The sequence below is a fragment of the Phytobacter ursingii genome (assembly GCF_001022135.1).
Lineage (GTDB): Bacteria > Pseudomonadota > Gammaproteobacteria > Enterobacterales > Enterobacteriaceae > Phytobacter > Phytobacter ursingii.
On sequence record NZ_CP011602.1, the window covers coordinates 2,286,815 to 2,307,869 of the forward strand.

At 53.0% G+C, this 21,055-nt stretch carries 20 protein-coding genes; 9 read left to right on the top strand and 11 right to left on the bottom strand.

From position 1 onward, the window contains the following. Positions 1 to 771, top strand: a complete 771-nt coding sequence (locus AB182_RS14210; RefSeq protein ID WP_047370665.1) for a hypothetical protein — start codon at positions 1 to 3, stop codon at positions 769 to 771. Here AB182_RS14210 and AB182_RS14215 read toward each other — a convergent pair. The 7 genes from AB182_RS14215 to AB182_RS14245 form a co-directional block, all read right to left on the bottom strand. Next, positions 766 to 1,515 carry a phage antirepressor KilAC domain-containing protein gene (locus AB182_RS14215; protein WP_047370666.1) on the bottom strand — a complete coding sequence of 250 codons (750 nt, stop codon included), beginning with the start codon at positions 1,513 to 1,515 and terminating at the stop codon, positions 766 to 768. The two genes, AB182_RS14210 and AB182_RS14215, sit on opposite strands and share 6 nt — an antisense overlap. Before the next feature lie 330 nt (positions 1,516 to 1,845). Then, positions 1,846 to 2,736, bottom strand: a complete 891-nt coding sequence (locus AB182_RS14220) for an oxidoreductase (protein ID WP_047370667.1) — start codon at positions 2,734 to 2,736, stop codon at positions 1,846 to 1,848. Positions 2,737 to 2,756: 20 nt separating this feature from the next. Further along, complete coding sequence (locus AB182_RS14225) at positions 2,757 to 3,584, bottom strand: DMT family transporter (protein ID WP_047370668.1); 828 nt, start codon at positions 3,582 to 3,584, stop codon at positions 2,757 to 2,759. A 75-nt stretch (positions 3,585 to 3,659) separates the two neighbouring features. Then, a complete protein-coding gene (gene gcvA, locus AB182_RS14230; RefSeq protein WP_047370669.1) occupies positions 3,660 to 4,565 on the bottom strand; it encodes a transcriptional regulator GcvA in 906 nt (301 codons plus the stop codon). Between the two features lie 179 nt (positions 4,566 to 4,744). Further along, positions 4,745 to 5,311 carry a GNAT family N-acetyltransferase gene (locus AB182_RS14235; RefSeq protein ID WP_047370670.1) on the bottom strand — a complete coding sequence of 189 codons (567 nt, stop codon included), beginning with the start codon at positions 5,309 to 5,311 and terminating at the stop codon, positions 4,745 to 4,747. A gap of 106 nt (positions 5,312 to 5,417) precedes the next feature. Continuing rightward, the gene (locus AB182_RS14240) at positions 5,418 to 5,861 is read right to left on the bottom strand and encodes a VOC family protein (protein WP_047370671.1); all 444 of its coding nucleotides are present in this window, start codon (positions 5,859 to 5,861) and stop codon (positions 5,418 to 5,420) included. 157 nt (positions 5,862 to 6,018) lie between these two features. Beyond that, entirely contained in the window at positions 6,019 to 6,930 is a 912-nt protein-coding gene (locus AB182_RS14245) for a LysR substrate-binding domain-containing protein (protein WP_047370672.1), read from the bottom strand. A 164-nt stretch (positions 6,931 to 7,094) separates the two neighbouring features. Here AB182_RS14245 and AB182_RS14250 point away from each other — a divergent pair, with 164 nt between their 5' ends. The 3 genes from AB182_RS14250 to AB182_RS14260 are packed head-to-tail and all read left to right on the top strand — an operon-like array spanning position 7,095 to position 8,827. Further along, on the top strand, positions 7,095 to 7,634 hold the full coding sequence (locus AB182_RS14250) for a hypothetical protein (protein WP_047370673.1): 540 nt from the start codon (positions 7,095 to 7,097) through the stop codon (positions 7,632 to 7,634). Between the two features lie 4 nt (positions 7,635 to 7,638). Continuing rightward, positions 7,639 to 7,965 (top strand): hypothetical protein, encoded by a 327-nt coding sequence (locus AB182_RS14255; RefSeq protein WP_047370674.1) that lies wholly within the window; start codon positions 7,639 to 7,641, stop codon positions 7,963 to 7,965. A 13-nt stretch (positions 7,966 to 7,978) separates the two neighbouring features. Beyond that, positions 7,979 to 8,827: an MBL fold metallo-hydrolase gene (locus tag AB182_RS14260; protein WP_047370675.1), complete on the top strand. Its 849-nt coding sequence runs from the start codon at positions 7,979 to 7,981 to the stop codon at positions 8,825 to 8,827. Between the two features lie 127 nt (positions 8,828 to 8,954). Here AB182_RS14260 and AB182_RS14265 read toward each other — a convergent pair whose 3' ends face one another. Both AB182_RS14265 and AB182_RS14270 read right to left on the bottom strand, forming a co-directional pair. Next, positions 8,955 to 10,868 (bottom strand): methyl-accepting chemotaxis protein, encoded by a 1,914-nt coding sequence (locus AB182_RS14265; protein WP_047370676.1) that lies wholly within the window; start codon positions 10,866 to 10,868, stop codon positions 8,955 to 8,957. Positions 10,869 to 11,415: 547 nt separating this feature from the next. Beyond that, positions 11,416 to 12,222 (bottom strand): SDR family NAD(P)-dependent oxidoreductase, encoded by an 807-nt coding sequence (locus AB182_RS14270; protein ID WP_047370677.1) that lies wholly within the window; start codon positions 12,220 to 12,222, stop codon positions 11,416 to 11,418. Positions 12,223 to 12,389: 167 nt separating this feature from the next. On the opposite strand from AB182_RS14270, the gene AB182_RS14275 reads away from it, so the two are divergent. Further along, positions 12,390 to 13,556: an MFS transporter gene (locus AB182_RS14275; RefSeq protein WP_047370678.1), complete on the top strand. Its 1,167-nt coding sequence runs from the start codon at positions 12,390 to 12,392 to the stop codon at positions 13,554 to 13,556. Here AB182_RS14275 and AB182_RS14280 read toward each other — a convergent pair. Both AB182_RS14280 and AB182_RS14285 read right to left on the bottom strand, forming a co-directional pair. Next, positions 13,553 to 16,300 (bottom strand): ATP-binding protein, encoded by a 2,748-nt coding sequence (locus tag AB182_RS14280; protein ID WP_047370679.1) that lies wholly within the window; start codon positions 16,298 to 16,300, stop codon positions 13,553 to 13,555. The two genes, AB182_RS14275 and AB182_RS14280, sit on opposite strands and share 4 nt — an antisense overlap. Positions 16,301 to 16,530: 230 nt before the next feature. After that, positions 16,531 to 17,547 (bottom strand): NADP-dependent oxidoreductase, encoded by a 1,017-nt coding sequence (locus AB182_RS14285; protein ID WP_047373301.1) that lies wholly within the window; start codon positions 17,545 to 17,547, stop codon positions 16,531 to 16,533. 90 nt (positions 17,548 to 17,637) lie between these two features. On the opposite strand from AB182_RS14285, the gene AB182_RS14290 reads away from it, so the two are divergent. The 4 genes from AB182_RS14290 to AB182_RS14305 all read left to right on the top strand — a co-directional run bounded on the left by AB182_RS14290 (position 17,638) and on the right by AB182_RS14305 (position 21,046). Continuing rightward, positions 17,638 to 18,540: a LysR family transcriptional regulator gene (locus AB182_RS14290; RefSeq protein ID WP_047373302.1), complete on the top strand. Its 903-nt coding sequence runs from the start codon at positions 17,638 to 17,640 to the stop codon at positions 18,538 to 18,540. Positions 18,541 to 18,778: 238 nt separating this feature from the next. After that, positions 18,779 to 19,585 carry a MipA/OmpV family protein gene (locus AB182_RS14295; protein WP_047370680.1) on the top strand — a complete coding sequence of 269 codons (807 nt, stop codon included), beginning with the start codon at positions 18,779 to 18,781 and terminating at the stop codon, positions 19,583 to 19,585. 11 nt (positions 19,586 to 19,596) lie between these two features. After that, entirely contained in the window at positions 19,597 to 20,712 is a 1,116-nt protein-coding gene (locus tag AB182_RS14300) for a serine hydrolase domain-containing protein (protein WP_047370681.1), read from the top strand. Continuing rightward, a complete protein-coding gene (locus tag AB182_RS14305; protein ID WP_047370682.1) occupies positions 20,699 to 21,046 on the top strand; it encodes a hypothetical protein in 348 nt (115 codons plus the stop codon). The genes AB182_RS14300 and AB182_RS14305 overlap by 14 nt, the downstream gene beginning before the upstream one ends. The last annotated feature ends 9 nt before the right edge of the window (positions 21,047 to 21,055 follow it).

A 21,055-nucleotide genomic window follows, 5' to 3' on the forward strand; every position in this document is an offset into this window, starting at 1 on the left:
ATGGGCACAGCGATTTTTATGGTGTTGATGGTGTGTGGTTACTGGTATAGCTCGCACGATCTCTCCACCCGTTTCAAATTCAAACGCAGTTTTGGCTGGGATGTCTATTTCCTTGTCGCCCTTTATGGCTGCGTCTTCGTGTTACAGGGTATGCTGGCAACCGCCGTTTTATGGCTGGTGTTGTTGGTAAGCTCACTCGTCACGAATGCGTTACCCGGTATCTTTGGTCCGGAATATCACCACTGGCATATGACGTTTATGAACTGGACCTTTTTAGGCATCCAGGCACCAGTAGTCATTATGCTGGCCTTCGCCGTCGTTTTTTGTTTATGGCGTTCAAACTGGTCACCTGCCGCACGTCTTGATACCAGCGGGCGCAGAGAATTGTATAAGCATTTATCCCGCGCCAACGGTGTTGAGGGGCTGGTTTATCAGTGTATGGAGAAAGGCGATCTGGCCTGGATTACCCTGACGTCGCAACGTATCTATATTGGCATGATCCACACCGCCACCTTTGACAGCGCGGATGCCAATAACATTGTGCTGATCCCGATGCTGAGCGGTTATCGCGACCGCGAAACGCTGGATCTGCATGTGGAGCACAACTACAGCGCATGGTACGCCGACCATGACATTGACGTGCGCGCGGCGGTAGATTTCCGCAAAGTCCTGCTGCTGTCGCAGGTGGAAAGCTTGTCGCTGTTCCACCCGGCACAGGTGATGGCGATGGGCATTCACAAAAGCACGGACACCCCGGCGCAACATTTATAGCCAGTTGCGACCGGGCGCGGCGGGTTCAGTACGTTCAGGCGGACGCAATGCTATCTGACGTGACGCGAGATGCGCGGCCCACAGCCCGGCAATCCATTTCACTCCCCGCGCTGTGAAGCGTGCCTGTGACCAGGTGCGCTGATTTTCACCTACGCCATCATGCACCGTAAAATACCCGGCCTGGCTATACTGCTTCGCCGGGAGTAGCGTACCGCTGACGCGCTGCATAATATTGCGCTCGAGCAAAAACTGACGAAACTCGGGCTCTTTCGCCTTGAGCATTTTACAAAGCTGACGGAACCCCAGCGACTCATCAACATTGACGAACCAGTCAAAAAACTCAGCCTTTGGCAGCGTCAGCGCGAGCTGCGCTTCCGCCTGCTGACGCTTTTCATACTGCTCGGCCCACGCATGAGCCGCTGCAGCCGGGTTGGTGAAATCCGGCAAATTCAGGGTCCGTTCACGCTCTTGCCACTTGTCCAGGATATCGGCGGTAAAACCGGGCGAGATACGCGCTACGGTCAACACTGAATCCCGCTTATTAAGCAGGAACTCCTGACGCATCTCCCCTTCTCGCTCGTAGAGCTGCATCTGCACGGGTTGTGACAGACGCTGGGTTGTCTCAAGGCTTTTGACCATGCGTTTAACTTCATTGTGGGCTATCCCTGTCAGCTTTGCGATTTCACGGCTGCTCATCACTGACGACCGATCATTCAAATTGAGAGTATCCAAAGGAATCACCATAGCGTTCACCACTTATGCTAAAAACCACCAACTTGCAGAATTAGTATACAATTACCTGGTTAAATATCCAGTATAATTTTTAAACGCAGGAGGGGATGCTTTGGAAAGATGCCGGTAGTGAAAGTACAACATTGTGGATGTGGAGAGCGCGCGTCGTCGTGCCACTGGCGCACTGAGCGGGATGAAACGCAAAAACGCGCTTTCTGAACGGAGACTTACCGGGCCATCAGGATACTCCGCCAAGCCGTCTTCCATGAAGACGGCTTACAACAACCTCTGCGACTATCAGTATCCCACTGCCGCAAGCATCAGTAAGTGGCCTTGCGCGTATCAGCCGGGCCCTTCACTACCCGCCGCCAGCAGGGGGACCAGGACATCGCTGATGGGAACGGGGATACCGTGACGGTGGCCGTAGCGCTGTATGACACCGTTGCGAATATCCCACTCCATTGGTCGGTTGGCCTGACGGTCAGCAAGAATCGAGGTTCCTAAATCGGCTGGCGCACGTTTAAAACCCGCCACAATCTCCTGCGCGACCGCGTCATCCAGTTCCGCGCCTTCGGCCCTGGCAACAGTAAGGCACTCGCGCAGGTACGCCAGCGTCAATTCGCTGATATCTTCACGGGTGAACATTCCGGCGCGGCGATTGGCAAGCACCATCAGGCCAGCAGCTGCATTTTGCAGCAGCTTACGCCATGCAACAGAAGAGAAATCAGCCGACAGTTCAACCGCACAGCGCGTGCCGTGCAATGCCTCAACAACCCGTTTTGCCTGCGGGACATCCGGCAGCGTCAGCCGCGGGCTGGCGCGCAACCAGACGGAAGCATCCGGCTCACGCTGTGCCGGGAACCAAACCACCGACGGCAGTATCGTTGCGCCATTGACCCAGGGCTCTAGCTGGGCTTTTTGTTCCACACCATTTTGCAGGGCGCAGACCACCGTGTTTTCATCACACAATGACCTCAGCCAGCCCGCGCTGTCAGCATTCTGGGTTGTTTTCACCGCCACAAAAACCAGGCTGACGGGATGCTCGATCTTCGCCGGATCGGTTAATACCGGACCCGGTACCAAAATTTCGCCCTCATCGTGACGCAACACTAACGCCGGATGCGCCGTACGTCCGCAAAGTTGCGGCGCACGGCCAACTTCATGCAGTACGGCGGCAATGGTTGTACCAATCGCACCGGGACCAATAAGCGCGATGGTCGGATGTTCTGACATCGTTGGTTCTCCTGATTCACTTAACCCATGAGCAGTGTGCCGGTAACAATCACCGCGCACGCCAGTAGTTTTCTGAACGTCAACGCTTCGCCGAAAAACAGATAACCGAGCACAGCCACAAACAGCACGCTGGTTTCGCGCAGCGCAGACACGGCGCCCATCGGCGCCGCAGCCATGGCGAAAATAATGATGCCATAAGCCAGTAGCGATACCAGCCCGCCTGTCGCCGCACTCAGTAAACCCGGGCGCCAGCGAAGCAAACTTTTACTGTCGCGCAGGCTGATATAAAGCACAGGCATCAACACCCCCCAGAGCATGCTCATCCACACGGTATAGGAGAGCGCATTACCGGAAAGGCGCACCCCCATTCCATCTGCCACGCTATAAGCGGCAATAAACGCCCCGGTCGCCAGGGCCTGTTTTATGCCCGGCATCGCCAGCCGACGGTTTCTGATTGCCAGCATCAGGATCCCGCCCGAGATAAGTAAGATGCCGCCAAGGGTATGAAAGGCGATTTTTTCCCCGGCGAAAAGCGCCGCCGTGCAGGTTATCAGAAGCGGCGACGAGCCTCGTGCAACCGGGTAAGTTTGACTGAGCTCGCCACTCTGATAACTGCGTACCAGACACCAGTTATAGCCCACATGCAACAGGGCGGACAGCAGCGCATATGTCCAGCTTGCGCGAGCGGGTAGCGGCAGAAACAGCGCGATGACGATGCTGGCAACGGCAATCGCAACGCACATGATGGTCATAGACCATAGCCTGTCTGTGCCTCCGTGTAAGAGTGCATTCCAGGTGGCATGCAGCAAAGCCGCAAATAACGTCAGTGAGATAATGGTCGCAGGCATGCACTGATGCTAAACAGCATTCATCCTGATGAACAGTGAAGCGTTGTCATCCTGGCATGAGCAAATACTCATACATTAACGATAATGCCGCTGCGCCTGCACGGACTCGTCCAGTAACCAATGACGGAATTTTATTATGTGCGGCTGCGTCTCGATCCCCTGCGGGCAGACAAAATAATAGGCCGCCGGTGAAGGAAACCGGATATCAAAAAGCCGAATCAGCGTGCCATCGGCAATCTCTTTTTCCACGTGTCCGCTACGCGCCAGCGCAATACCCTGCCCGAGAAGCGCGGCCTCAATGGTCATATTGGTATCCGCGAAGCGCACACTCTCATGCAGGACATTGATATTGACGCCGGTTTGCTCAAACCAGGCATCCCATTTTGGCACCAGGTCAGCACCGTCACGCGTCAGTAGCGGGTAGCGCAACAGCTCGGCGGGTTCAGCAGGGGTGCCAAAACGCTGCAACAGTGACGGACTGGCCACCGGGAATATCTGTTCGCGAAATAAAAATTCGGTAAAAAGCGCGGGATAGTTACCGTGGCCAAAACGAATGGCCACATCGGACTCGGCCCCCGCGAAATTGATGACTTTATCCGAACTGTCCAGTGACACCAGAATGTCCGGATGTAACCGCGCCAGGGCTGGCAGACGCGGCAACAGCCATTTCAGCGCAAACGAATAGGTGGTGTTGACACGCAATCTTACGCGGCCATTTTGTTCACGCAGATCGGCGAGGGTCGTATCCAGTTTGCTGAAAAATTCGCGCACCAGCGGCGCAAGCGCTGCGCCGGCAGGCGTCAGGCTCAGGGTCTTGCCGCGCTGAAAAAGTTGCAGCCCCCAGAGTTCTTCAAGGTTTTTTAGCTGATGGCTGACGGCGCTTTGGGTAATACACAGTTCTTCGGCGGCCGCGGTAAAGGTGGCATGACGCGTGGCGACTTCAAACGCGCGCAAGGTGGCAGTCGGTGGAAGGTGACGCATGCTTTTCGCCCTGCTAATGAGTGATTACTCATATCACCATAGCGGTGCGCCTCTGCGCCAGCGAAATAACAGAATCGGCTACCCGGCATAACGCCGTGTAAGCCAGTTGCCCGGCAACTGATTCACAGAAAAGCCAGTCGAAAAGACGTTGCCGGAGAGATCGGTGGCACGGCGATAACTTACACGGACGACGAAAAAGAGGCCTGGGTATAGTCGCGCTTTAAGAGTGCATAGAGATACTCATCGCCCCATGCGCCTTTAAAGAAAATATTCTGCCGGTAATGTGCTTCACGGCGGAAACCGAGTTTTTCCAGCAGGTTCACCGCCGACGTGTTGCGCGTATCAATAACAGCGGTGAGTCGATGCTTTGCAAAATCATTAAACAGCAGGGCAATGAGGTGGTTTATGGCCTCTCTGGCATACCCCTGTTTCTGATACCCCACATCAAAGGTCATACCCAGTTCGACCTGCCTTCCCTCATCAAAGAAATGGATACCCAGATCGCCGATCAGCGCGCCATCTTCCAGCCGCTCAACGGCCAGTTGATACCAGGTTCCCTCGCTGTTGAACGCCAGCGAACACTGCTGCGCATATAATTGCTCCGCATCATGCACAGTATAATGATCCCAACTTTGAAACCTGGCGACCTCGGGCAGGTTACGGTAGCGCGCAAGCTGCGGCAGATCATCACGCATCAGTGCGCGCAATAATAACCGTGGAGTGTATAGCGGCAATTCGGACGCCATGTTTCCTCTCTTAACTCATCCGGGCGAAATACCCGCATCTCCAGATTGAAAGCCCCGCAAACCATAATTTGCGAGGCGGTACGCTTTCTTCTGTTTCTCTTTTCTGCTAACGGGCATCCTGGTTTTCAGCCCGGATCGCTTCCAGCCCGACACGTTGCCCGAATGACAGTTCTAACGTGTTGCCGTCCGGGTCGGCAAAAAACACATAATAACCGACGGGGTCGCCCAGGTTTTCCGGCGCTTTTCGTAATACACCGTCCGCTATTGCCATCTCGGTTTTACGGTCGATTTCTTCGCGGGTCGCACAAGCCACGCCAAGGTGGCCAAAATGCCCCAGCGGCGTATCTGTTACGGTATCCGCCTGAACCAGCACCAGCGCAAACGGACGGGTACGATCGCTTAACCACGCGACCTTACGGGCATCCGGAATGCCGGGTTCGCGCTGATGTATCACCTCCATGCCTGCATAGCGGCGATAGAAAGCAATACTTTTGTCCAGGTCCCTGACCATAAAGGCAACATGGGTGAATCCAACATCGATCTCGTGCATATTCAGAATAACTCCTTGTCAGCTTGTGGCCGGCATCATAAAAGCTCAAGTTAACCTGAGGTCAACAACAAGATAATCGCCGTCGGCGACTCAATTTGTAGTGTTTCAGAGCAAAGCGCCCGGGCTTGCACGCTTCCTGATGCAAGACACTCTGCTGTTAAGGCGCTTTTGCCAGGGCGTCGGGATGGGGTGCAATTTCAGCAAGCAACCAGCGTTCAAAATCCTCCACCGCAGCATTATTCATCCCCGTTTCCGTCGGTTTGATTAAGCAGAATCTTTTGCTCAGGGTTGCTGATTCCGGCCAGGGTGAAACAAGCAGGCCATGTTTTAATTCATTTTCGACATACATCCGCGGCACCAGCGCCACCCCCTGCGCCGCCATCACGGCGGCTATTGCCATTTCATGCAGATCGTAGCGCACGCCCTGTCCCGGATTATCCAGGCTTATTCCCTTTTCCCGGGCATACAGATGCCACGCCTCCGGATTTTGTCGTCTGTGAATACGCGGAAGTGCGTTTAACTGTTGAAACATATCCGCTTGCGATAACAGCGAGGGATGACACACCGGAACCAGTGTTTCCTGAAACAGAAATTGCACGCGCATGCCCGCCCAGGCGGGGTGCTCAAAATGAACCACAGCGTCAAAGCCACTTCCGGTCAGAATAAAGGGGTCGGTGCTGGCCGCGATATTTAAGGTAATCTCCGGGTGCAACGACATAAAGCCTTTCAGCCGGGGAATGAGCCAGCGACTGGAAAAGGTCGGCAGGACAGCAATATCAAGACTCTTTCCCCCCTCTGGCAATCCCATGATGTATTGGGTATCCCTCTCAAGCCGCGCCAGGGTTTCGTGAACATGGAGAGCATAGCGGACTCCGGCAGGATTAAGCTTTACGCGGCTTCCCGTGCGGTCAAACAGTTTGCAGTTGAGCAAAGATTCAAGGCGCGCTATCTGACGGCTAATCGCCCCTTCCGTCAGGGAGAGTTCCTCTGCGGCCCTGGCAAAATTGCCGTGTCGTGCGGCGGCATCAAACGCCTGCAGGGATGTGCTACTGGGTATTTTTCTACGCATAAACGGGACTCTTTTTCGCAACTGATTACGCCATTCAGTGAATTAATGTCACTGATTAATGAAATATTATCGATTTATCGCGCGTAAAACACCTCATAGCATGAGTAAAAATCATTAAGCAGAACTATTTATGATCTGCTGTTTACGCATGAGGAGTCAGGACAATGTTGTATTTCGTTGAATGCTCATATCGCGATCCTACGAGCGAGGGGGAATGGAATGAATTTTACAGTCGGGAAAAATTGCCAGCGCTGGTCTCGGTGACTGGATTTCGTTCGTCTCAGCGTTTTCGTGCCATAAAACCGGGCTGCCCTGCTTATCTTGCGATTCACACGGTGAAGGATGCCGATGTGCTTAGCAGTGAGGAATATCGACACAAAGGAGGCGGTAACTTCTCTCGCTGGCAGGTCTGGATCACTGACTGGCAGCGTAATCTGTATGCATACGATGCGTCGGCCCCGGCCGTTTCGTCAGATGAAATTCTGCTGCTCAGCGCCCAACCGAGCAGTGCTTTGGTCGCGGCGTCGATAAACCAGGCAACAGAAATGCACGCGGTCGGACTGGCGCGTTCTCCGGCCCGCCGCACGATGTGCGTGTTGCCGCGTGAATGCGCCTTACCACTGATACACATGCCTGATGTTTATCTTTACGAACCTCTGACATCGCAGCTGCAGCATGCTTTTGAGCATCAACGGGAGGTGTAAGACCATGCCCAACCTGACCTTTTATCTTTCGCAGGAATACGCAGGCCGTTTCAGCGATCTTCCCGCGTTCACCCGCATCTGCAGCGACCTTTGTCGAGACATTCTTGCCGCAGAACCGAACAACATACATATCATCTTCATCACGGTTAAACCGGGGTGCGGGCATCCGGTCTATGCCGAACTGTTTTATCGCCTGACAACACAGCGTACGCCTGAGGTGATGGAACATTTTATGCGCAAACTGGATAGCGCCACTCAGCAGGCCTGGGGATTCATGGCGCGTATTCGCTGTTTTGCATTTTCTGCTCCGCACCCGTATGCCCTAAACTGATTCCGAGGCCCTTATGAACCCTCCCTTCTTCCCGTCATATCAGATTGGTGATTTTCAGGTCACGGCGCTGAGCGACGGCTATATGTCCGCCAGTCTGGATTTGCTGTCAGGCATTGCAACAGCAGATGCCGCATCCATTCAGCGCCAGGCCGGCATCACAGAACCGGGAAATATCCATATCAACTGCTATCTTATCCGCGGTCGGGGGCGAACCCTACTGGTTGATGCCGGCACAGGCGGTCTGAACAATGCAGGGGGGCAACTTAAAGCCAACCTCGCAGCCGTCGGCGTCAGCCATAACGATGTGGACACCGTATTGTTAACGCACTGCCATCCGGATCACATTGGCGGCCTGCTTGATGCCGAAAGACGGCCTGTCTTTGAACATGCGCAACTCCTTATGCATTATCGCGAAGCGGAATACTGGCGGGATGATGAAAAGCTCAAAATGGCGAATGAGCGCGGACAGCGTAATTTCAGGCTGGCCCGTCAGACGCTGGATGCTTATGCAGGCAATGTCCGTCTCTTTAGCGAGGACAACATAACAGAGGGAATTTCTCCGGTCTGGTTGCCGGGCCATACGCCGGGACATTCCGGGTTTCGCATTGATTCGGCTGAAAGAAGCTTACTGATATGGGGAGATATCGTTCACTATCCTTATATTCAGACAGCACACCCCACCGTGACCATCATGTTTGATGCCGATCCCGCTCAGGCCGAAGAGACCCGAAAAAAGATACTCGCACAAGCCGGGCGTGAAAAACTGCTGATTGCAGGTATGCATTTAGGCAACGCTGGCTTTGCCGGGGTTGTCAGAAATGAGACTGGCTACGCGCTTTCGTGCCCTGAAGAACGGAGATGACTTCCGGCGGTGTGTAGCGCCGAAAGATGCAATGCCGTGGTTAAGCGCCCGGCGTTTTCCGGGCATCTCATTACATGTTAAGCCGTGCCCTCCCCCTCAGGAGGGCACTGTTTTTATGCGCTGATGGTCAGAACGATTCCCAGTCAGAGCCATTCGCTGTTGACGTTGCGGGGCGCAGGCTGGCTTTGCCACGCACTGGCGCAGGTGTGTATTTCGGCTTAGCGGTCTCTGAATTCAGCTTGAACACGGAAACCAACTGTGCCAGTTGTTCGGCCTGTTGTTCCAGTGAGAGTGACGCCGCAGACGACTCCTGAACCAGCGCGGCGTTCTGCTGGGTGGTGGAATCCAGTTCCGTGACGGCTTTGCCAATCTGATCGATACCCCTGCTCTGCTCTTCCGAGGCGCTGGAAATCTCGTTCATGATCCCACTCACATTGGTGACGGAGGAGACAATCTGCTCCATCGTCGTACCGGCTTTATTGGCCATTTCTGAACCGGTTGTGACGCGTTGCACGGACTCTTTTATCAGCCCTTCAATCTCTTTGGCGGCCTGCGCGCTACGTTGGGCAAGGCTTCTTACTTCCCCTGCCACCACCGCGAATCCGCGGCCCTGCTCGCCCGCACGCGCCGCCTCAACGGCAGCGTTAAGCGCCAGAATGTTGGTCTGGAACGAAATACCATTTATTACGCTGATAATATCGGTAATTTTGTTGGAGCTTTCGGTGATGGTTTCCATCGTGTTGACCACGTCCCAGACAATTTTACCGCCGGAACGAGCATGCTCTGCCGCCACGCCTGCAAGCTGGCTGGCTTCACGCGCATTGTCTGCATTGCGTTTAACCGTTGAGGTCAACTCTTCCATGCTCGCCGCCGTTTCAACTACCGCAGCAGACTGCTCTTCGGTGCGGGAAGCAAGGTCAGTATTGCCTGCGGAAATGTCCGACGAGGCATTTGCCACATGAATGACCGACTCCTTAATTTGGGTGATCATGTCACGAAGCTTATCGTTCATGACGCCCATTGCCATCGTCAGACGGCCCAGCTCATCGGTTGACTGCGGCTCAATGGTGGCGGTCAGGTCGCCTTGGGCAATACGTTCTGCCAGCGTCAGGTTGTGTTTAATCTGGCGGGTCATCTGGCGGGTAAGCAGCCAGGCTACCAGTAACCCTGTCAGCACTGCACAAACCGCGACGATGCCCATAATTATCATGACACGTTGAATAATATCGATATTTTTCTGAGTCTGACCAGTAACTAAATCATTAGTAACGGTATTAATTTTTTCTGCAACGCCAGTGAGTTCTGTCGCGGCACTCTGCGATTCCTTCAGGGCATTCGTATAAGCGACAACGTTCTCCTGCATTCCGTTAAGGAATGCCTGTGCCATCTCTTTGTCTTCGCTGGTAAAAGTGACATTTTCAGAATGGATAACCTTCAACGCCTCATCATATTGCGCTTTAAAGGTATCCATCCCCTGCTTACCGGCAGAGGACTGAATTTGATAAGCGGCCGCCCAAAGGCTATTGAGGCGATTAAGTAACGCAACCTCATCCTTTGAAACGTTTTCCTGCTGCTCAAGGCGGGAACTGAATTTATCCAGTACCGTTTTCAAAGTTGGCGATGTTAAATTCTGCGATTTTTCGACGGTCACCTGTTCGAGTTTAACGAAGGTGTCACGATGGGTGGCATAGTCAGGAATAGTACTGCGCAAGTCATCAAACAAAACGCGGGCATCGCTGTCCCAGGTAAAGTCGAGACCCGTAATCGCTTTTTGATCCATCTTATCAATGGCGATTTTATTTGCCTGCAGTGATTTATCATCATGATTTAATTGATAAGTCAAACGGTTACGTCGCGCCGTATTAAGTTCGGTGCTGATTTCATTGATTAACTTGCCCTTTAAGGCATGCTCACGGATACTCGCGGACTGCTGAATACTGATGAGTGAGGACAAAACAATAATAACGATTAAAACTGCAAACCCGCCAAACAGCTTGGCAGCCACAGGCAGATTCTTTATTGACGGTAACAGCTTTGACATAGAAGTATCCTCGGTGATCTTTTTTAATTTTCAAAAGATGTTTTCATTTCACATCACATCCGAAAGCATTTTTTCATTTCTTTTTGAGGAGTCAGAAAAACCTGGCTATCACGTTACTTATCGTCAACGACGACATTTAATTTAATGAAAAAAGCAAAAAAAAGACCGGGAGAAAATATATTCCACAAAAATGAACAATGTTGCATAAATAATGTGAGCAAGGCTGCACATTAATGTGTTCTTATCCTGGTAATCATGATCCTGCAAAGTTGTTTACGTCAGATAAAAGATAATTCGAAATTATAAGATATATTATACCCCCCTTATCTCCGGATATTCCGACATTAACGTTTGGCATGTGATTAATTATCATTTAGGACATTTTTCTGGGTGATATCAATAATATTAATCATTCAGCTATTGGCAACGCTGATTAACGCCTCCGGCAATCCTCTTTAGTCGTTTAGCCCTGACCTGACGAACCGCACCTGTTTTACGGCGCGGTTCAACCAGACGCAATACCTCACTTTTGAGCGAACGGAAGGAATCACATAAAGCGGTCTGCTCCGCCGGACGCTTCAATTGCCTGTCCGGTAACAAACTGATTTCGTTCAGAAAGCAGGAAAGCCGTTATTGCCGCAATATCCTCAGGAAGCCCAAAACGCCCTAGCGGGGTTTTCTCTTTACCCAACAACACCATCACCTCTTCGTCTGTTTTCCCCGCCAGCTCAGGACGGCGATGGCGGACATTTGGCAGCATATTCTGCACCCAGTTATCCGTCGCGACAGCGCCCACGCCAATCGCATTGACCAGAATGCCTTCCGGCGCCACGCTCAGCGCTAAGCTACGGGTCAGGTTGTTGATGGCCGCGCTCAGGGCATGAGAGACGGTAAGCTGCGGGTTAGGATAAATACCGCCAATGGATGAAATATTAACGATACGTCCCCAGTTTCGTTTCTGCATACCTGGTATAACTGCCTTGCAAAAACGTCGCATCGCTGAAAATTTGGTTTCTGTCATTAATTGCCACTCTTCTTCCGACGTGGTTAACAGCGTGCCCGCATGTGCTCTCCCGGCATTATTGACCAGTAAATCAACATGCTGGAAAACATTTTCCGCGCGTTCAACTACCCGAGCAGGGAGTGTGGGATCGGTTACATCCCCGGCGACCGGCAGCGTCGCCACGCCGTATTTATCGGCAATCTTCTTCGCGGCCATCATCAGGCCCGATTCTTGTCGGGATACCATCACTACATGCACCCCGTTCAGCGCCAGTTCTTCACAAATACTGAAACCAATTCCGCTTCGTGCCCCGGTGACCAGGGCCACCTTTCCAGTCAGTTTTAAATCCATACATTGCTCCTCATAGTAAACAGAGTTATCAGAACAATATGAGTAACAAATCCCTTTTTCAGGGGCTTGGACGGCAGAATTCAGACGTCTGAAAAAAGTGCTCAAAGCGTTAAGCCTCCCCCCTGCTTATACTGCGGCAACGTTGTATTCAGGGTAAGGAGTGGTCAATGTGTCCCCATAACCATGCGCTTTCTTCGGCCAGGATTCTGATGCTGGCGATTATTTGCTGTATTGTGGTGGCGAATATTTATTTTAATCAATCCGTTCTGAATTTGATTGCGGGTTCCTTTCCCAATGAACGGGAAGCGGTTTCTTTGATCCCCATGGCCACCCAGGCAGGCTATGCGGCGGGTTTATTCTTTCTCATCCCATTAGGCGATTATATTGAACGTCAGCGGCTTATCCTGCGACAGGCGCAGGTACTTTTTCTGGCCCTGATCGGCATGATGTTATCCCCAACGGCGACGGTGCTGGTGTTCTTCTCTTTCATTACGGGTATGTCCGCAACCGTTGCCCAACAGATCGTGCCGCTTGCGGCCTCTCTCTCTGCTCCCTCTTCCCGGGGAAAAACGGTGGGTACTGTGATGAGCGGCGTTCTCGCCGGTATTCTTTCCGGGCGGGCGATTGGCGGTCTTATCGGACAGTATTTCGACTGGCGCGGCGTCTTTTTGTTCGGGGCGGTTATGACACTGCTGGCACTGTTTTTTATCTTGCGCATTTTGCCCTCTCAGTCGTTGCCCGCGCCAACATTTAACTACCTGACGCTATTACGTTCATTAGGACATCTATGGCAAAGCGAGCCGCAGTTACGTAATGCAACGCTTACCCAAGCCATGCTGTTTGCCTCGTTCAGCGTGTTGTGGACCGTGCTGCCTTTTTGGTTAGCCCATCGCTACGGTTACGGCGCAGGGGTAACCGGAATGCTGGCAACCCTGGGGTTAATCGGCATTCTTTGTGCGCCTGTGGCGGGAAGTTTCAGCGATCGTCGGGGGCCATTGTGGATGGTCGTTTTTGGCGTAGCCCTCATGCTGTTGGCCTGGATTGTTTTTTTAGGCTGGAACAATATGGCCGGAATGGTAGTGGGTATTTTGCTGCTGGATGCAGGCGAACAATGTGTATTAATCGCTAACCAGCATACTATTTACGCTTTGCGTCCGGATGCCAGAAACCGTCTCAATACTCTCTTTATGTGCGTTATGTTTATTGGTGGAGCCTGTGGTTCACTGACGGCCACCGGATTATGGGAAGCCACACATAACTGGACGTTGATTTCTTTAGCAGGCGGCGCGTTCGTACTCAGCGGCATGTTACTTGCGGTAACACGAAAAGATTAACGTTCTATTCGGGCACACAGGGGCAGCGCATTTTTGACATCCGTTGCCCTGTCTGAGGCATCGACATCCTGTAAAGCTTCCTGTAATAACTGCATAGCCGCGTCATTTTCCCCGGACTGGGCCTGCGCTGTCGCCAGCGAATACGCAATACGCAGGGCCCAACCGTAAGCCTGTTGCTGACGCGCTTTGTCCAGTGCCTGCGTTAGCGCTAAGCGCTGCTCTGGCGGAGATAATTGCATGGCGTAAAGCCGCATCAGCTCTGGTGCGCACCAGTTTTCTTGCTCCCGGCTGGCGCTTTGCTGCGCAAGGCCGACATCAATTTCAGACAACAAAGGGGAATACTGCCAGTCTAATCCCATCGCCCGCAGCGAGCTAAACAGTGTGGTTTGACTCACTGCGGTATGACGGAACTGTTGGGCCCAGACAAGAAACAGCTCGCCATAGGTCTTCCAGAAATACAAATCATGCTTTGCCGCCAGTTGAACCAGCCAATTTGCAGCCCTGACTACCCATCGTGGATGACGCTCCAGTGCCGCTGTCATGCAGGCTCCCTCGGCCAGCGCACAGCAGAGAGAACAGGCATGCTGCAAACGCGCGGCTTTTTTAACCCCGCGCCAGGCCATCTGTTTCGCGGCCTTATACTCCCCCTGAACCCAGAGTAAGCGTGACAAAAAAGCCATACCAGCGGTCTCCTGATCCAGACCGAAACGGAAGGAATGACTCATCTTCTCCTGCTCGTACCAGGCCAGAGATTGCAGCAGATAATGGCGGCCTTCGCTATGCTGCCCTAAAAAATGCAGCGATACGCCGAGAATACGCAGCCCGGCGGCATGGGCTTGCGCATCATTTATTTCCCGCGCCAGCTCGCACATAGACTGCGCATGTTCACGCGCGGTCTCCAGCCCCCCCGAGCGCAGGCAGTACAGCCATAAGCCGTAATGCGCCTGTAAACGCGTTTCGTTGTCGTCGAGCTTTTCTGCCAGCGCCAGTGCGGTTTGCCAGGCTGAATGGGTTTCAGAGGTGGGGCCTTTCGCCCAGGTTGATGCCTTACCCGCTGCGGCGCACAGATGCATTCTCTGATGTAACGTTAATTCGACCCGCGCACCCGGTTCATAGAGCAGAGGAGAAATATGACGCTGACATTCATCATAAAGTGAGTATTCAATCCAGAACGGCGTCATCGCCTGTAAGATCGCCACGCCTGTGGAGGCATCATGCCCTTCGACCAGGGTTTGCTGTAAAACACTACGCAAGTCATTCAGACCAGGGCGATAGCGTTCCCGCCACTGTTCCGTCGGCAAACTGAGCCAGTCATTCTGCGCCTGCTCCACCCGCACTTTATTGTAGTGGGCAAAATCGGCCGCCAGCGCGGTATATTCATCCTGCTCCCTGAGCTTCGCACAGGCGAATTGACGCATGGTTTCCAGCAGACGAAAACGCGTAACGGGTATCTGACTACTGACCTGAATCAGTGACAGGGACAACAACCGCTGTAAATCGTCAATAACCTGCCAGCGATGGTTGTTGTTTGTACGGAGAAAATCGCTGACAGATTCCACGCTGAATGTGTCGGTAAAAATGCCCAGCGTCCTGAATAACCGTTGCTCGCGTGCGTTGAGTAGCTGATAAGTCCACTCAAGGGTCGTCACTATTTTCTGATGTCTCGGTTCCAGAGAGCCGTGGGTATTGCTCAATAACGGGAAACGGTCCTCCAGCCGATTATAAATCTCCCTGATACTCATAAATGGCAGACGTGAAGCCGCCAGTTCAATGGCCAACGGCAAGCCATCAAGGTGACGGCATAATTCGCCAATCAGCGCCAGTTCCCGCTCAGAGGGATGGAAATCATGCTGGTTGGCCTGGACTCGCTCAATAAACAGACGGACGCTGGCAAAAGACATTAACGCGGCGTTATCGCTGCCCGTTTCTTGCGGGACTTGCAGTGGCGGGAGTAAATATTGTTGTTCGCCGGTAATCTGCAACGCCACCTGGCTGGTCAATAACAGTTTGATCCGGGGAGCCAGCCTCAGAAGCAGCGTAATCAGCGGTTCCAGTTCACTCGTCACATGCTCACAGTTATCAATCAGCAGCAAACACTGGCGTCGCACCAGCTGTTGGCGTAAATCGGCATCATGCTGAACGCCGGATAATGGCAGGTGTAATGCCTGTGAAAAAACAGAGAGAACGCTGGCGGCATCAGTAATATGCGCCAGCTCAACCACACAGAATCCATCCGGAAAGTGCGGGTGTAGAATGTTAACAACTTCCCATGCCAGACGCGTCTTCCCCACGCCTCCTGAACCGGTTATCGTCACCATCGGGTGGTGAGTTAATAAATCACAGACCTCCTGTACCGCCTGGTCACGCCCTAAAATCGAGCTCAAAAAGGGGATAGCAACCGGGGTCGTTATTTCCGGGTCAGAGGAAGCCTGCAGCGGTACGCCAGCGATGTTAAAACGATAGCCACAACCAAATTCAGTCACAAGAAGATGCCGATCGCGACCCAACAGGCGGCGCAGCGCTGAAATTTGCGCCTGAAGATTATTCTCTTCGACGATTTCATTTCCCCACACCTGAGTCAGTAAAGACGCTTTACTGACCGCTTTACCGTCAGCCCTGACCAGAACAACCAGAACATCAAACGCTCTGGCAGATATTTTTACCGGCTTCCCCCGGTGCAGCAGGATCCTGAGCTGCGGCCATATCTGCCATTCAGCAAAGCGTACCTCATCGGTTGTTATCATCGTCCTGAGATCTTCTGTTTGTTAACCATCACACCTTCATAGCATGCGGGGAAAGTCATGATTAACGCAAGGATACAGGTAAGACCCTGCGATCGCCTGCCCGCCCGGTATTCAGACAACCTGACCTGAGTCGTTGATAATTATAGAGTCATCCCCCTTGTCGCATAGCTCTGTGATGTCGACGTCAACGCATCGGGTATCAGCCGATGCGTCATAAACAGGCGCCATTATCAGAAGTTCGTCAGTACAATTTTGCCCTGAATTCCCCCCATTGCAGCACGCTGATGGGCGGCGGAAGCCATTGCTAACGGATAGGTGCTATCAATAACAACCCGGATAAGTCCCGCTTCAAGAAGACGTCCTGCTTCATCTAATTGCGCGCCGCTGGAGCGTACCTGCGTGGAAGAGACCGTAATCCCTTTTTGGGCAGCCTCTTCCCTTGCGGTAAAACCCAACGGATTGACCAGAAAGAGCGCCCCGCCGGGCCTTATGCAACGCAGAAAACGATCCATATTTGCCCCACCCACCGCATCAAGAACCAGATCAACATTTCTGACGTCGTTCTCGGCGGCTGTTTTGGTGTAATCGATAAATTCATCTGCCCCCAGCTCACGCAACAGCGTTTCATGGCGCGAAGAGGCCACAGCAATCACCTTCGCCCCTTTCCAGCGGGCGATTTGCACGGCAAGGTGTCCCACGCCGCCGCCGGCACCATTGACCAGCACCGTCCGGCCTTGTAATGGCACCGCTTTATGCGCAAAAGGCTGGAAGGGATTCGTCGCGTCATGCCCCGTTTCGATAAGAAACTGCCAGGCCGTGAGCAGTGACATTGGCGCAGCGGCCGCCTGCACATGTCCAATCCCCCGGGGTTTGCGCGCCAGCTCTGATGAAGGAACGCTGACATACTCGGCATAGGCGCGGCTGCCCGTCATCACGTTTTCAGGAAAACGCACCATCGAATAGACCTCATCTCCGGGGCGAAACGCCGTCACATTTTTACCGACCGCCGCAACAACGCCTGAGATGTCCGTCCCCAAAATAAGTGGAAAAGCGGGATCGGGCCGCCATTCAGGTGGCAGTGTGCGAAAGCCGTCGCGCAGGTACCAGTCAGGCGGGTTGAGGCTGGCTGCCTGCATATGCACAAGGACATCGTCGTTGCCCACTTGTGGCCGGGGTGTCTCTTCATAAAGCAGGTTTTCAGGCCCGCCAAACGCATGGAGTTGTACTGCTTTCATCATCTCAGTCATCATCATCTCGCTCTAAAAGACCTCAGGTGACAGAGCATAGGATCAATAACCCGGGTTGATAATATGGCTGGATTTCGCTTTACTTATGCCATGAAGGAACAAATCGGTTTAGACAGACTCACGGGTCTTATTGCATTCGCTCGCGCAGGCGCTCTGGGTAGTTACAGTGCCGCCGCCCGTTCGCTTTCTGTTTCCCCCTCTGCCATCAGTAAAAGTATTCAGCGGCTTGAGAAGCAGCTCGGCATCACCTTGTTCACCCGAACGACACGCTCGCTGGTGTTAACTGCCGAAGGGCGTGAATTGCACGAGCGGGCGCTACGATTATTACGGGATGCCGAGGAGATTGAACAGATAGCGAAACAGGCGCGTGCGGAGCCCGCTGGGATATTACGCATTGCGGCGTCACTGCCGGTGGGGATCCATGTGATTGCTCCTCTCCTTCCCGCTTTTTGCGCACGTTATCCAAAAGTGACGATTGATTTACGCCTGAGTGACCGGGTGGTCAGCCTCGTTGATGAGAATATTGATATTGCCATTCGACTTGGCGAGCTCGCGGATTCCAGCCTCCTGTTGCGTCGCCTTCCGCCCTATCAGATAGGTTGTTACGCCTCGCCTGAATATTTAGCCCGTTGCGCGCCTCCGCAACATCCCAATGATTTGTCCGGGCATACGACAGTCAATCTGCGTTACCAAAATACAGGGCAGCTTTTTCGCTGGCCGTTTCGCGTCGGGGAGCGCGAGATAGAAATGGTGCCGTCGTCCACGATCATTGCGGATACCAGCGAAGCGGTCATTGCCGCCATTGTTGCCGGCGCCGGAATCGGGATGGCCGCGAATTTTATGGCGGCATCTCGGGTAAGCGAGAAAAAGCTTGTTCCCCTGCTCGGCGATTTTGCGGTGGAGCGGCGCGATCTGTCGGCTGTCTGGCACGAAAGCCGACGCGCCAATCCTGCGGTACGCGCTTTTCTGGATCATATGCTTACCCCTTTTTGAGCCACCGGCCTGTGGCGATAGCACCCTGTGCATGGCTAAAAACCGCCTCGGCGGAATGCTGCGATGCTCGCCTGTAATAACAAATATCTTACCTGTGACCCCAACTATCGCCCTGCCTTTAAATCCTGTTCCCGACCAATATAAATTAACATAAAACAATAAAAACTTATTGTAAAACGATAAACTCCAGGCTAGCCTGCACACACTTCAACCTACCGTTTGCCAGGAGAGGCATCGAATGAAAAGAAGTCTGCAGTATGGCGTTTCACTTGCGGGAATAGCGTTTTGCGCTCCCTCACACAGTACGGATCTGTCCGGATACGCGGGTCTGGGCGTGGCAGTCAGTCCCGTCTATTCAGGTTCACAGCATTATGCGCCAGAACCATTGTTCAAAGGTGGCATAAGCCTGCGAAGTGATGACTGGGGACATTGGGCACTGTCAACAGACGGTCTGGCGTGTACGCTGCCGTCGGATTCTCCCTTTACCGTGAGCCTGCTGTTAACACCGGATGAGGGGCGAAAAGAGGTGTTTAATTACCCATTTTCCGCCAGAAAAAACCGTGACTTACAAGGAATGGGCGACCTTTCCGACATACTCATGGCGGGTGTGGAGTGGCGTTATCAAAATGAGGACTGGATGTTATGGCTGCGCGCATTGAGCGCAACACAAAAATACCGATACGGGGGCGAAACGCAGGCGCTGGCTATGACGTTGAACAGTGGTGTTAAAGCAACCCTGTGGCGCTGGCAGGACGTCGATTTTTCGGTTGCAGGCGATATCACCTGGGCGAACAGCGGTTATCAGCAACGCCATTATGGCGTAACCGCAAAACAGGAACAACGCACTGATTTTTCATCTTATTATCCTTCATCTGGTTTCCAGTCTGGCGGATTTTATTCCGAACTGGTCTGGCACATTAGCGAAAACGTAGCCGCCGGAGTGACGGGGCGTGCGGCATATCTGCCAGGTGAGGCGGGAAGGAGTCCGCTGGTAAAAAGCAGAATGCAATACACCCTGTCATCATTGATTCAGTATGAATTCTGAGGCGAACAACAATGCACAAGCAACATATGCGCAGTCGTACGCGATTATTAGCCGCAGGTACGGCTTTTGTGTCGCTGATCGCCGCGGGTATCTGCCTGCAACCCGGTTTCAGCGCACCTTCACTGCATCAGACGGGAGATGCAACGGTAGTATCGTTTTTAACCCCCTTACTGAGAGGATCAAGGGGTAGCATTGCCGCCGTATTTATCACCCCACGAGGTATTCAATACGGCCTGTGGAATAGTGATTATGCAAAACAGTATGAAATCGCCAGCCTGACAAAAACGATGACCAGTAGTCTGCTGATTGAGGCACAGCGACGCGGGGAAGCAACTGCGCAAACCCGCGTAGGTGAGCTTATCCCGGAAATCACGGGCCCGGCGAGCGACATTACGCTAGCGCAACTGGCGTCACATCGCTCTGGCCTGCCGCCGCTGGCGACATCACTACGACAGAAAATGCAGGTGCTCAAGGCTATTATCCTGCGTGACAATTTCTGGGATTACGATGACAAGGCATTAATAGATATGGTGAACAATACCCGCGTTGAAAAACCGGCTGGGTTTGATTACTCCAATACCGGTTATGCCTTGCTGGGGCTGGCATTAGCGCGCGCATCACATCAATCTTTTACCACTTTGCTGCAAACACGGGTTTTTGCACCGGCGCAAATGAAAAACTCCGTCGTCGCCGACGATTCGACACCCGACACGCCCGCATTCAGCCATGGCTGGTCAGTTTCCGGATTCAGCGAAGCGCCGTGGGTATTGCACGCCTTTACTCCAGCCGCAGGGGTGCGATCAACGATTGTCGATATGGCACATTATGTGCAGGCATTATTGGCAGGAAAATTCGCAGGAAGTGAAGCAATGTTGCCGCGATTTGCCACTGACGATCCCGATTCACAGATTGGTTATGGCTGGTTTACAACCCGCATACATGGACGCGATATCACCTGGCATGACGGCGAGTCCTCTGGGTTTGCCAGCGCTATCGCCCTGGATACGCAGCGTAAAAGCGCCGTGGTTATCCTCTCCAACACCGGATGGCCGGTGATGGGTCCGGCTGTTCGGCTGTTACTCACAACGCCATTTTCTGAAACAGAGGCCCCCCGTGAACTGGATTGATATTCTCTGGGCAATACTCGCCTTTACTTCGACCCTGTTGTTTGTGTGCGGAAACTGGGCTTCGCATTACAAACTTCGCTTAGTCAATTATATCCTGACCGTTGGCATTATTATTTACTGCGTGGAGATGATGCAGACAATAACGCACCTCAGTAAGCCGGGTTACTTATTCAGAATGCTGACCTGGGCGATTCAGGCATCATATATCGCTTTTGGTGTCTACCGCGTATGGCCAAATCCCTGGCTAAAACGCGACGCTAAAGGTCTGAACGCCTGCAAGATTGCCATCGCGCTGATGCTTATGTCATGCTTGGGCGTGCTGGTCTTAAAATAATGCTTATTA

Bases quoted from the DNA above. Each gene is read 5' to 3' on its own strand.
- AB182_RS14210 (WP_047370665.1), top strand. From the start codon at position 1: ATGGGCACAGCGATTTTTATGGTGTTGATGGTGTGTGGTTACTGGTAT.
- AB182_RS14225 (WP_047370668.1), bottom strand. From the start codon at position 3,584: ATGCCTGCGACCATTATCTCACTGACGTTATTTGCGGCTTTGCTGCAT.
- AB182_RS14290 (WP_047373302.1), top strand. From the start codon at position 17,638: ATGAAGGAACAAATCGGTTTAGACAGACTCACGGGTCTTATTGCATTC.
- AB182_RS14245 (WP_047370672.1), bottom strand. From the start codon at position 6,930: ATGCGTAGAAAAATACCCAGTAGCACATCCCTGCAGGCGTTTGATGCC.
- AB182_RS14295 (WP_047370680.1), top strand. From the start codon at position 18,779: ATGAAAAGAAGTCTGCAGTATGGCGTTTCACTTGCGGGAATAGCGTTT.
- AB182_RS14255 (WP_047370674.1), top strand. From the start codon at position 7,639: ATGCCCAACCTGACCTTTTATCTTTCGCAGGAATACGCAGGCCGTTTC.
- AB182_RS14285 (WP_047373301.1), bottom strand. From the start codon at position 17,547: ATGACTGAGATGATGAAAGCAGTACAACTCCATGCGTTTGGCGGGCCT.
- AB182_RS14265 (WP_047370676.1), bottom strand. From the start codon at position 10,868: ATGTCAAAGCTGTTACCGTCAATAAAGAATCTGCCTGTGGCTGCCAAG.
- AB182_RS14250 (WP_047370673.1), top strand. From the start codon at position 7,095: ATGTTGTATTTCGTTGAATGCTCATATCGCGATCCTACGAGCGAGGGG.
- AB182_RS14240 (WP_047370671.1), bottom strand. From the start codon at position 5,861: ATGCACGAGATCGATGTTGGATTCACCCATGTTGCCTTTATGGTCAGG.
- gcvA (WP_047370669.1), bottom strand. From the start codon at position 4,565: ATGCGTCACCTTCCACCGACTGCCACCTTGCGCGCGTTTGAAGTCGCC.
- AB182_RS14270 (WP_047370677.1), bottom strand. From the start codon at position 12,222: ATGGATTTAAAACTGACTGGAAAGGTGGCCCTGGTCACCGGGGCACGA.
- AB182_RS14235 (WP_047370670.1), bottom strand. From the start codon at position 5,311: ATGGCGTCCGAATTGCCGCTATACACTCCACGGTTATTATTGCGCGCA.
- AB182_RS14280 (WP_047370679.1), bottom strand. From the start codon at position 16,300: ATGATAACAACCGATGAGGTACGCTTTGCTGAATGGCAGATATGGCCG.
- AB182_RS14275 (WP_047370678.1), top strand. From the start codon at position 12,390: ATGTGTCCCCATAACCATGCGCTTTCTTCGGCCAGGATTCTGATGCTG.
- AB182_RS14300 (WP_047370681.1), top strand. From the start codon at position 19,597: ATGCACAAGCAACATATGCGCAGTCGTACGCGATTATTAGCCGCAGGT.
- AB182_RS14220 (WP_047370667.1), bottom strand. From the start codon at position 2,736: ATGTCAGAACATCCGACCATCGCGCTTATTGGTCCCGGTGCGATTGGT.
- AB182_RS14215 (WP_047370666.1), bottom strand. From the start codon at position 1,515: ATGGTGATTCCTTTGGATACTCTCAATTTGAATGATCGGTCGTCAGTG.
- AB182_RS14260 (WP_047370675.1), top strand. From the start codon at position 7,979: ATGAACCCTCCCTTCTTCCCGTCATATCAGATTGGTGATTTTCAGGTC.